Origin of the sequence: Algimonas arctica (assembly GCF_014652695.1) — a bacterium.
GTDB lineage: Bacteria > Pseudomonadota > Alphaproteobacteria > Caulobacterales > Maricaulaceae > Litorimonas > Litorimonas arctica.
This window is the reverse complement of record NZ_BMZH01000028.1, coordinates 1-11,041: the sequence shown is the minus strand read 5'-3', so window position 1 is coordinate 11,041 and position 11,041 is coordinate 1. Positions and strand designations below refer to the sequence as shown.

Annotated in this window: 9 protein-coding genes and 2 pseudogenes; 4 read left to right on the top strand and 7 right to left on the bottom strand. The window is 48.6% G+C overall.

Translation table 11 applies throughout. The annotated features are described in order from the left end of the window. Nucleotides 1-664: pseudogene (locus IE105_RS15030) on the top strand (hypothetical protein); the annotation flags it as partial. A gap of 105 nt (nucleotides 665-769) precedes the next feature. Here the strand turns inward: IE105_RS15030 and IE105_RS15025 are convergent. Beyond that, on the bottom strand, nucleotides 770-2,032 hold the full coding sequence (locus tag IE105_RS15025; protein WP_267904698.1) for a TolC family protein: 1,263 nt from the start codon (nucleotides 2,030-2,032) through the stop codon (nucleotides 770-772). Between the two features lie 642 nt (nucleotides 2,033-2,674). On the opposite strand from IE105_RS15025, the gene IE105_RS15020 reads away from it, so the two are divergent. The 3 genes and pseudogenes from IE105_RS15020 to IE105_RS15010 all read left to right on the top strand — a co-directional run bounded on the left by IE105_RS15020 (nucleotide 2,675) and on the right by IE105_RS15010 (nucleotide 6,951). Continuing rightward, a complete protein-coding gene (locus IE105_RS15020; RefSeq protein WP_189499708.1) occupies nucleotides 2,675-4,588 on the top strand; it encodes a type I secretion system permease/ATPase in 1,914 nt (637 codons plus the stop codon). A gap of 215 nt (nucleotides 4,589-4,803) precedes the next feature. After that, nucleotides 4,804-6,066 (top strand): HlyD family type I secretion periplasmic adaptor subunit, encoded by a 1,263-nt coding sequence (locus IE105_RS15015; protein WP_189499707.1) that lies wholly within the window; start codon nucleotides 4,804-4,806, stop codon nucleotides 6,064-6,066. A 241-nt stretch (nucleotides 6,067-6,307) separates the two neighbouring features. After that, nucleotides 6,308-6,951: pseudogene (locus IE105_RS15010) on the top strand (IS6 family transposase). A 198-nt stretch (nucleotides 6,952-7,149) separates the two neighbouring features. Here the strand turns inward: IE105_RS15010 and IE105_RS15005 are convergent. From IE105_RS15005 to IE105_RS14980, 6 genes are all read right to left on the bottom strand, one after another. Next, nucleotides 7,150-7,503 carry a hypothetical protein gene (locus tag IE105_RS15005; protein WP_189499706.1) on the bottom strand — a complete coding sequence of 118 codons (354 nt, stop codon included), beginning with the start codon at nucleotides 7,501-7,503 and terminating at the stop codon, nucleotides 7,150-7,152. Further along, on the bottom strand, nucleotides 7,504-7,650 hold the full coding sequence (locus tag IE105_RS15000; RefSeq protein ID WP_189499705.1) for a hypothetical protein: 147 nt from the start codon (nucleotides 7,648-7,650) through the stop codon (nucleotides 7,504-7,506). A 147-nt stretch (nucleotides 7,651-7,797) separates the two neighbouring features. After that, nucleotides 7,798-8,307, bottom strand: coding sequence for a hypothetical protein (locus IE105_RS14995; protein WP_189499704.1), 510 nt, complete (start codon nucleotides 8,305-8,307; stop codon nucleotides 7,798-7,800). A gap of 47 nt (nucleotides 8,308-8,354) precedes the next feature. Continuing rightward, on the bottom strand, nucleotides 8,355-9,674 hold the full coding sequence (locus IE105_RS14990) for an NAD(P)/FAD-dependent oxidoreductase (RefSeq protein WP_189499703.1): 1,320 nt from the start codon (nucleotides 9,672-9,674) through the stop codon (nucleotides 8,355-8,357). A 147-nt stretch (nucleotides 9,675-9,821) separates the two neighbouring features. Then, nucleotides 9,822-10,295 (bottom strand): MarR family winged helix-turn-helix transcriptional regulator, encoded by a 474-nt coding sequence (locus IE105_RS14985; RefSeq protein ID WP_189499702.1) that lies wholly within the window; start codon nucleotides 10,293-10,295, stop codon nucleotides 9,822-9,824. A gap of 74 nt (nucleotides 10,296-10,369) precedes the next feature. Then, nucleotides 10,370-10,957 (bottom strand): hypothetical protein, encoded by a 588-nt coding sequence (locus IE105_RS14980; RefSeq protein ID WP_189499701.1) that lies wholly within the window; start codon nucleotides 10,955-10,957, stop codon nucleotides 10,370-10,372. Nucleotides 10,958-11,041: the final 84 nt, after the last annotated feature.

Here is an 11,041-nt window from a genome sequence, read left to right as displayed (position 1 = left end):
GGGCAAGGGCTCAGGCAAAGGTTCCGGTAAGGGTTCAGGCAAGGGTTCAGGCAAGGGTTCAGGCAAAGGCTCCGGCAAAGGGTCTGGTAAGGGTTCAGGCAAGGGCTCGGGTAAGGGTTCCGGTAAGGGATCTGGAAACGGCTCAGGTTATGGTTCCGGTAAGGGCTCAGGCAAAGGATCTGGAAACGGCTCAGGTCATGGTTCCGGTAAGGGTTCAGGCAAAGGGTCTGGAAACGGCTCAGGTTATGGTTCCGGTAAGGGCTCGGGCAAGGGGTCTGGAAACGGCTCAGGGGATTACGAGCATGATCCGCATCCAACGGATCCGCACACGGATGACTATCATTCCGCGCCGGATAAATGGAGCAAAGATGGAGAGGCGGCTTCACACGCGGAAGATGCCTGGTATTCAGACGCCTTCGATGACAATGGAGACGGTAAAATCTCGACAAGTCAGATTCCTGATGTTCAGGTCGATATGCATGGCGGAAACGGCTATGGATATGGCGGATTTGGTGAAGGCGGTTCAAACGGTAAGGTTGAACTCCTTGATGACGGATCTTTGACGGTCTCAGAAGGCGAGTTCGTCGTGAATGAGCTGAATGATGACGCCTCGGCCTATCTGAGCGACGCAGATGACTTTTTCCCAACCGACGATTTGGGATAAAGTCCTTCGACCCAAGTCCAAATATGGACATAAGTAGAAAAACCCATCGTCCTTCAGGGCGGTGGGTTTTTTCTATAAGCTCACATTTGAATATATAGGAAGACCCTAATAACGGGATCGGGGTATATGATTGGTCAACGGAGCCTCAACATAGCTATTCGAGGTAGAGATATTATGTCCGGCCATGTCGAGATTTCCGAGCAAGGCCAATAGTTCCGCGCGCAGAAACTGTTCTTGATACTTTGCGTCTTCAAGCTTGATATTGGCAGAGAGGAGATCACTTTCGGCGGATAGTAATTCTGATTGTGTCGTCACACCGGACTGAAATTGCTCTTGGAGTGACCTGTAGGCCGCATCGTTAGCTGCAATTTCTTGGTGGCGAAGATTGATTGAGTCACTTGCAGTCTGCAACCCATTCCATTTCAAAGTAATCTCTCGTCGCAACTCTACCATCGTTTGACGTTCGTCGAATTTCCGCCGCGATAAGGCGTGTGTGGCCTGTTTTATCTGTGATTTATACTGCCCACCCAGACTGAACGGGACGCGCAAATTCATCGACAGGGTTGCAGCTGAACTACTGGCGACAAAATCACTTTGACCCAAGGATTCAGAGACAGCTCCATCCAGAGACAGGCTCGGCAACCGTTGCGCCTTGGCAATTTTGAGGCTGTTCTGCGCGACATCCCATTCGGCGCGCGCTTTTAGAACATCAGGGTTTTTCACCAGCGCAATGTTGACAGCCTGATCCAGTGTCGGTGGTAGATTGACAAAGGGTGGAGGGGTCAAATTATTGGCCCTCTGCCCCGTCAAAAATTGGTAATTTGTGAGGCTTTCCGTCAAGCGCAACCGGGCCTGCCCGGCTTCGACCTTGGTGGATTGAAGGCGCGCTTCGACGAGCGAAGCATCAGCAATCGTCGCTTCGCCATAATCAAATAATAACGATGTCGTGGTTTTCTGAGCTTCGAGATTCGCCACGCTGCGCGTGAAGATAGCGAGTACATTATTCGCACGGATGACGTCCAAATGCGCTTGTATTGTGCTTAAAGCGACGTCAGATGTTGTCGCGCGTAAATCCTGCTCTGCGGCAGTAATACCGGCTTTGGCCCGGCGTTTTTGAGATTTAATCTGGCCGCCCGTATAGATTGGTTGGCTCACGCCAGCCCGAAGGCCTCCCGTTTCCTGACTGGTCGACACATCATTGATTGAGGCGACTGACGAGTTTGACTGGCGATTCGCATAGCCAAAAGAACCGCTAAAACTGAACTGTGGTAAACTCGCCGCGCGCGCTTGCGTATACTCTTCTTGGGCCTCCCGCATTTCAAGCCGTTTGGATTCAATCAAATTGCTTTGGCCTAACGCATTTTGCATCGACGTGAATGCTGATGATCCAGGCGGAACCAGCCTGTTCTGAGCCACCCTATTTTGAGCGATGGGGGGATGGTAATAGGTCCCTGCGGACGGGCCAGCTTGTTGTGACCTTGGTGTAATGGGACCCGATTGATATGTCCCATAAATGCGAGGGCTAGGCGCCTGATAATGACCTTGGTTCGGGGTGTAAGACGCATAGGCCCCGAATTGCACGGCCCATGGCGCATAAACCTGGGCCTGCTGAGGGTAATATTGACCCTGTTGTGCTGGGGTCACATGTGGACGTGTCGTTTCAGGCCCACCCAAACCAAGATATGAACATCCTGGAACAGTGAATATGGCAAAGCAGAGTGCGTATTTCAAAGACGGTTTGCTGGGCATTTTGTAGAAGATCGTTAACGAAGCCTGTTTTATCGGACGGATTTAGTCGCGCTAAGCTGCGTCGGTTAACAATCGGCTAACCATGAAGATCCCAGATATAATTGATAAGTTTACTGTCCATTAGGGAATTCGTTAACCGATATTTATAGATCGTTAAGCTTATTGGTTAATTTATCGACGTTATTGGCACGGCGAGCGTGCGAACGATTCTGAGAGCCCAAAATCAGCCAGCTGTCTCCCATAAAAATGCAGATCGCGACGATGAAGGACGCGATCATTAGCGTGGGCGTCTTTAGCTTTTTCATTAACCTGCTGATGCTGACCGGCCCGCTTTACATGCTTCAAGTGTATGACCGCGTCCTGTCTAGTCAGAGCATGTCCACGCTCGTGTCCCTGTCTCTGCTGATGGGCACATTGTATATTTTTGTCTGGTTGCTTGAGAGTGTGCGGTCCAAAGTTCTATCTCGCTTTGCTAACAGCGTTGAAGAAAAACTGTCAGAACGGACATTCGAAGCTTCCATGCGGATGGGGCTGGGGCGCAGTCAATCACAAGCGAGTGTTCCGATCCGGGATTTGTCAACGATCCGAACATTTTTCGCCAGTAACGCCATGGCTACTATGTTTGATATGCCTTGGGTGCCAGTCTATCTGGGCGTTATTTTCCTGCTGCATTGGACGATGGGCTTATTTGCCGTTTTTGGCGCGGCCGTGATCATCGCTTGTGCTGTCTACGCGCAAATCTTGGGTAAATCTCCCGAACAGGATGAGCGCGATAGTAAAATCAAAGGGCAGGCCATTGAGGAGCAAGCGGCGCGCAACGCCGGAATGGTCAAAGCGATGGGGATGGAGGGGCATCTTTATAATCGGTGGAATACATTAAATGCCGAGGCGACGACGCATGCCACGCTTGGCAGTGATCGCGTGAGTGGCGTCCGGGCCTTCTCAAAAGCTTTTCGTCTGTTTCTTCAGTCCAGTATTTTAGGGATCGGAGCTGCGCTGGCGATCAATCAGGTAGTCTCGCCAGGGTCGATGATTGCGGGATCGATAATTCTAGGTCGTGCGCTGACGCCGGCCCAAACTTTGATTTCGCAGTGGCCCTTGATTATCGCTGCACGCGCATCATACCAGAGACTGGATGACGTTCACCGCGCGCTTGATAGTAAACCTGCCCATATGAACCTACCCGCGCCAAAAGGTTGGTTAGAGGTTAAAAACATGGCCGGAGGGCCGCCGGGGTCACAAAGCCCTATCGTGATGGGGTTGAATTTTACGCTCTACCCCGGGGATGGATTGGGGATTATCGGGCCCAGCGCGTCTGGCAAATCATCCCTCGCGAATTTCTTAGTCGGCATATGGATCCCTCAACGGGGCGATGTCCGTTTAGACGGCGCGACATTCCAACAATGGCATGCCAGTCAAACTCATGGGGGCGTTGGAAAATATATTGGCTACCTGCCCCAATCGATCGAATTGTTTGACGGCACGATTAAAGAGAATATTTCGCGTTTTGATCCTCACGCTTCTGAACATCAGGTTCTCGAAGCGGCCTATCGGGCCGGTGTGCATGAGCTTATCCTTACCCTTCCACAGGGATACGGAACGATTGTCGGCGCTGGTGGCGCGGTACTTTCAGGGGGACAGTTACAGCGTATCGCCCTGGCTCGGGCCTTATATGGCGATCCATGTCTCGTCGTCTTGGATGAACCCAACGCGAACTTGGACGACGAAGGCGAGGCGGCCCTCTCCAATGCGATCAAAAGCATTCGTGAACGGGGCAATACCGTTATTGTCATTACCCACCGCATTGGCGCGATCAAAGATATGAATAAGGTTCTGGTTCTTAAGCAGGGCCAGCAAGCAATGTTTGGCGATACGCGTCGTGTTCTTGGGGCGCTGAATGGCAAAGGCGGAAAATCGAGCCGCCCAGCCTCTCAAGCGACGACGAACCCATCACAAAACACGTCTGCACCTCTTCTTCGACCCGACGCAACTCCGCGAGCTCATCCGCTAGCACGACAGACCCACCCGTCTCAATTAGCCCAAACAGAGACGCAAAATTTTGCAGTCATGCAACCATCTAAACCCCTCCCGCATGGATTGGCACCTAATCCGTACCCGACCGCGCTCAATGTTCCACGGGCTCAACCTTTGAAACGCGCGAGCGGCGCGTCATGAGCTTTGGTCGACGACAGTACAGGCCCCTTTCGGCCTATGCGCCCGCAAGGGAGATGCATCATGCTACGCCTCCGGGACCGCCGCGTCATCAACATCCACACCCGCAGCAGCAAATTCAATCACAGCCTGAACGGCAACCTCAACATCAGCCTCAACAGCAACCTCGAGAAACTTACACAAGACCCGCGGCGGCCTTAACAGGCTACCGCAAACCTTTGATCAAAGGTTTCATCATTCTGGGCGTGCTCGTATTTGGATTAGGCGCTTGGGCCACGTTGACCAATATTCACGGCGCCGTTGTGGCGAGCGGGTTCTTTGTCGTTGAAGGCAAACCTAAATCCGTCCAGCATTTGGATGGTGGCATCATCAAGACCATCCATGTCTCCAATGGAGATCGTGTCAAGGCGGGCGATCTGCTGATATCGATGAATAGTACGATTGCCGACGCACAAATCATCAACCTAACCCATCAAGATGTCTCCCTTCATGCGGAAGTGGCGCGACTAGAATCAGAGCGCAACGGGACCGATTCTATCCAATGGCCAAAAATAATCCGGGACAATCGATCCCGTCCCGATGTCCGCTCGATTATGACGGATCAGGCGGAATTGTTCCGAGCACGTCGGGAGTTGTTTGACAGCCGCCTTCGCGAAACTGTTTCAATGATTAAACAAAGCCGGAATGAAATTACAGCTGCGGAAAGCCAACTCAACGCAAAGGAATTTGAAATTCAGTCTTTGTCACAAGATCTTGACCGACTCCGCATTCTTCAGCGAGCCAATGCAATTTCGATCCAACGGGTTACGGCCGTCGAGCGCGACTTGTCATCGGCCCGCGGAAGCATGGCCGCGTTGCAAGCCACACTCTCACGGTATGAAGAACAAATTGTCGAAGCCGAGTCACGCCGAAATCAATTGGATAAAGACCGCCAAGAGCAAATTCTAAAGGCTTTGTCAGACTCACAAAACCGACTTTTCGGGGTGCGTGAGCAATATACGCGGGCAGCAGATATTGAACAACGCTCAGAAATTCGCGCCACAATAGATGGGGTCGTTCACAATTTGCAATTTACAACGGAAAGCGGGGTTATTCCGGCTGGCAAAGAAATTATGCAGATTATCCCTGTTGGCGGGAATTTGATTTTGGAAGCGCGGGTTGACCCAAAAGATATTGACCAAATCCGTTTCCAACAAAAAGCGGTCGTGACCCTATCGGCATTTCACCCCTCAACCGTGCCCCAGCTCAATGGAGAGATCACAAAAATATCCGCCGATATGCTGACGGATGCGGCAACAGGAAAACCCTATTTCAATGTCTCAATCACTCTGCCCCAGTCAGAAATGGAGCGGGCTAAATCAGTTCAGGTTCTCTCCGGCATGCCCGCAGATAGTTTTATTCAAACCAGCGAAACAACGGTTCTTCGTTATATTCTCAAGCCCGTTACGACTGCGCTAGGTCGAACTTTCCGTGAAGAGTAAAAGTGTCAGACATTATTGCGGGAAGTTATCTTCAATTCAGCGAAATGACTGTCGTCAGCGTTCATGGCAGATGTTCGAGCCTGAGCTAACTGAGGTTCTTCGCGAAGTAATTCTAGGGCAATAGCCTAGTCACGGCATTGTCAGGGGAACTTTCGCTTGAAGCGATGTGCTAAGGTCACTCCATGACCCAAAACCCATTTCGTTACTTCAAAACGTCTCGGGAAATCATCCAGCGGGCGTGATGATTTATGTGAGGTTCCCGCTCTCCGTTAGAAACGTCGAAGATTTGCTTCATGAGCGCGGGATTGACGTTTGCATGAAAGCGTCCGGCTTTGGGTCGATCGGTTCGCGCCAATCTTTGCAAAGCAGGTCCGGTCGAAACGATCAGCCTACCTGCGTGGACATACGCAATAGAAATAGCACCTCGATAAGGTGTTTGTGAAAATCAACGGGGGCCAGCATTATCTATGGAGGGCCGTAGACCATGAAGGCGAAGTGCTGGCGTGTTTTGTGACCAAGAAACGCGATAAACTGGCGGCGCTTCGGTTCTTGAAGAAGGCGATGAAACGGTACGGACGACCCCGAATAGTCGTCACAGATAAACTCCGGTCTTACGGTGAGGCCATGCGCGATATTGGCAATCAAGAACCTCAAAACACCGAACAATATGAGAACAATCGAGCGGAGAACTTGCACCAACCATTCAGACGACAAGAACGAGCCATGATACGGTTTGGGCGAACCTCGACGCTACAGACGTTCACCTCAACACACGCGTCAATCTACAACCACTTCAATCACCAGTGACATCTCGAAAGCAGGTTCCGTTTCAAAGCACTGCGCGAGGCCTCTCTCGCCGAATGGCGTGAAATGATTGTGGCGTAAGATGTGACTTCATTTCTAAAGGACACTCAGAGACATTTTAGCTGACAATGCCCCTAATACACCTCACGCGTGACGGAAAAAGGAGGTTGACCGCCCCGAAAGAGCAGGTTGACTAAAACGCGCTGATCTAAACTTCCAGTTTCATATCAAGTTTTGCTGACTGGAAAATCCCAATATTTAATCCCTAATCTGAATGCACTACGTTTGGGTTTCAACATCCACGGAAATGAAATTTAGCAGGTTAATTTTGTTTCTATTCAATTCAATATAACCTGCAACATGAGTAACAATTAGCTCTGGTTTTTCACTATCCATCCATCCATGATTTAGATAGTAAGTAAAAACTTTATTGCCAACACGCACCTCTTCTTGAAAGGGAAGAATTACTTCGAGATGAGCTTTACGTGCCTTTAATTTATTGTAGCGTTCCGTCACGGCAGCAATACCATGTTCGCTCTCTTTACCGTTTACTATAAAAAGGATGTCATCGGGGAGAAATTGTGAAAATCCTTCTTCGGTAAAATCCTGCTCACTGGCATAAACCTTATTCAATCAGTTAAACATTTCCGCAAGAACGCTGGCTTCGTGCTCAACGACCTTTTCATTTGCAAACCCAGTGGCCTGCTCTGCTGCATTAGCCATACTTGGCACGCCCATTACTAGCACGGCAGCAAGACTTAACTTCCAAATATTTTTCATTTTTCAATATTCCATCTTTATTCAAAACATTCCCAATAGAAATAGCGGAAGACTTGTCGCTAAAACTGATTAATCACCAAATTGAATTAGAGACAAATGGGGCTTTCCTACACGTTTGCGTTTGTGGTTACGCGATAGAAAAGGCTTTTACGTTTCGGGTTCGAGGTCTGCAAACAAGAAGTTTAGCACGGCAATTTTATTGTCTTTAATCTCAACATATCCCATGACATGGGTGGTGATTTCGATCGGGTTTGCATCATCTTCCCAACCACGATTAATGTAATAAGTATAAATTTTATTTCCAACACGCTCTTCTTCTTGGAACGGAAAAAGAATTTCAATATAGGCATATCGTGATTTTAAGTCATTGTAACGTTTGGTCAGAGCTTGAATGCCGCGCTCCCGTTTTTGCCCATTCACAACAAACAAAATATCATTTGTAAAAAACTGTGCAAACCCCTCCTCAGTGAAATCCTCATCACTGACATACACTTTATTCAACCACATAAACATGGAAACAAGCTCGCTATCCGCCCGCTCGTCAACCATTTTATCTGAAACTTTGAGGTCAGATGCCATGCTCTCTGTGGCTTGCCCCACAAGCATCACACTAGCCAGCAACATAGCCGCAACCAATAATTTACGAAATTTATTCATTTTACTACCTTTTTGTACTCATTATTTATACATTGATGACGACGAAACTACTTATCTTTCCGGCGTTGCCGGAGGGTCAATAATTTGTGCCGCATATATGCTAAGGCCATTAAAAATGACGGCGTGTACTTGGCAACGAAAAAGCCTCTTATTCCACGCGCAGTTTCGACACGGACGGACAGTTCATTCATGTCCCCGGAAGTTAACGCTGCGGCCAACTCTTTGCCCAGAACGATATTATTAGCCAGCCCTCGACCGTTGCACGCCTGAATAGCATAAGCCCCTTCTTCCAATCCATATACCTTTGGAAGTAGCGACGAGTTCAACCACGCCCTACCTTTCCAAATATACTCTATGGAAACACCCTCTAAAATTGGGAAATGGTCTTGCAAACGTTCCTTCGCCTCTTGAATAAGATCGCGCTCACTACGTTTGATAAAGAAATCAGGCAGTGCCGCGATGAGGCGTCCAGAAGCATCATAGCGAGCGGTGAACATATAGGGCTGCTTATCTGTATATGATCCGCCCTTAGGCAGAATTTTTGAGCGAGTTAGGTCACTCAAAGGCGCACTGGCATACTCATAAACATCAAGTGGCAGTACGGTCTTTTTCAAAGCATGGTGCAATGCGGCATTCCCCCCATTAGCAGCAAGAACAATTCTATTGGCGTTAATGACGCCGTGCTTCGTAATTACACGCCACCCGCCGGGCTGCTTTTTTATCTGCGTAACAGGACTCTGAGCATAGATTTTTGCTCCCTTAGCTAACGCAACGTCTGCCAACCCCCTAGCCAGAGCCAAAGGATTAACTGCGCCCCCGTCAGCAAAATACATTGCGCCGCAATACTTCGTACTTCCGAGCTTTTCACAAGTATCCACTCTTGACTTATATTCTACGTTAAAGCCTCTGACCTTCCACTGGTGCACTCTATCTTCTAATCGATCAGCTACCGCTGAATTATGTGCAGGTGTCCAAAAGCCGTCACGGGTATGATCGCAGGAAATGCCATACTTTTCGATGAGATCGAAGCATTGAAAGGTAGATCGGCCAACCATTTGAATGAGGCGTTGCCCCCATTCCTCTCCAAGGTCTTTTTCAATGTCATCGGGCCCATGCCTGATAAAATCAGGTGCCATCAAGCCACCGCTTTTACCCGTTGCGCCGCCGCCTATTTCTGCCGCTTCAATTACGGTTACAGAACAGCCCGCTTCAGCCAAATGAAGTGCCGTAGATAAACCAGCAACACCGCCCCCTATGACTACAACATCTGATTTAATGTTTTCAGTTAAGACGCCAAGCTTCGGACCAGGGGGAGACGTGTGCTCCCATAGTGTATCACGGGCAAAAGTGCGAGAGTGAGATTCCATGTTAAAATTTTCTATATATACCCGCAAACACGGTTGTATTAAGTGTCGATTATCAACGCCCTGAGGAAATTAGATCCGCAGTAAAATTTCCCTGATATAATAATAGAATCATCCCTCACCCTATGACTGGGAGGCGGCAGCTCTAAATTACTCTATCGATAACTTACTCAAATTATTCACCAAATGCTTCAACAACCCTGTCAACTCTTTCAGGTTTTCTTGATCCAACCCCTGCACGGCTCTATGCAATTGTCGGCTACCGAGTCTCATTACTTTCTCTGCCATATCACGGCCAGAAAGAGTTAATTCGACATTCGTTATTCGGTTATCCGCCTCCTCAAGATATTGGTTTATCCACCCCTCTTTACGCAATCGCACTAATGCACGGCTTGCTGTAGAGCGTTTAAGGAGAGCGAATTTTGACAGTTCCTTAATGTTCATTGGGCTTTGTCTCATTAACACCGTTAATAAGCGATAAGTGACCCGGTCCACACCAAGTTTGGCAATCGCCTTATCGAGATCTTCATGATACTTGAAGTCGGCGTGAGCAATTAGATAGAATGGAGAAGAAAACAGATCAAAATCTGTCTCCGCAGGGTCGTATTTATCAGGTAATGTCATCGTCAAACTCATCTATATTAATATTTATTCTCAGTCCCATCAGAGGATGTCGCCCCAATTTTAAATAAATATAATTAAACTGATACTGAAAGTTTTCTATTCAAATACCGCCGAGACACAACAACAAGGGCGATACCCACTATAAGCGCGACGGGCGTATTCATTATCATCGGCAATGACATTTCACGGCTAGCGAAGATGGTGACAGCAATATATATTGCGGTTCCCTCTTGCCGCATAATATGCTCAATCCCAATAGCAACTCTTTCCTTTGGGGCCAACTTCATCATTCTTGTCAAGGCGATTGCCGCAATTAGCGTCACCAAATTCATCGCTAAGGTTATACCGAAAAGCACCCTAAAATGTAGCTTCAACACCGGGATCTGATCCACAAGGATAACACCAAAAGCGACGACCAGAACAGATGTGCCACCGATTTTTACGATGCCCTTTACTTTATTTGCAATCGAAGGATACAAAGTGTTGGCCAGCAGGCCCAAGGTCGCTGGAATTAGAGTGATACTCACAACCTTCCATACAAAATTTAAGAAGGGAATATCGACCCGTTCACTAACATCTAAAAAATGTAAAACAGCGAAGTGGGCATAGAACGGTACCACCATAATATAAATCATACTGACGTGTCTGACGTCAGCGCTCATGGCACAGATTTGAGCCTGGGCTAAGAGAGACTTTGCTCACCTCCATCCTTATGGAGTGAAGCATGAGACAGACTAAAACAACGT

Coding starts and splice junctions, on each gene's coding strand:
- IE105_RS14985 (WP_189499702.1), bottom strand. CDS start 10,295: ATGACATTACCTGATAAATACGACCCTGCGGAGACAGATTTTGATCTG.
- IE105_RS14995 (WP_189499704.1), bottom strand. CDS start 8,307: ATGAATAAATTTCGTAAATTATTGGTTGCGGCTATGTTGCTGGCTAGT.
- IE105_RS15020 (WP_189499708.1), top strand. CDS start 2,675: ATGAAGGACGCGATCATTAGCGTGGGCGTCTTTAGCTTTTTCATTAAC.
- IE105_RS14980 (WP_189499701.1), bottom strand. CDS start 10,957: ATGAGCGCTGACGTCAGACACGTCAGTATGATTTATATTATGGTGGTA.
- IE105_RS15000 (WP_189499705.1), bottom strand. CDS start 7,650: ATGAAAAATATTTGGAAGTTAAGTCTTGCTGCCGTGCTAGTAATGGGC.
- IE105_RS15025 (WP_267904698.1), bottom strand. CDS start 2,032: ATGCAAAATGCGTTAGGCCAAAGCAATTTGATTGAATCCAAACGGCTT.
- IE105_RS14990 (WP_189499703.1), bottom strand. CDS start 9,674: ATGGAATCTCACTCTCGCACTTTTGCCCGTGATACACTATGGGAGCAC.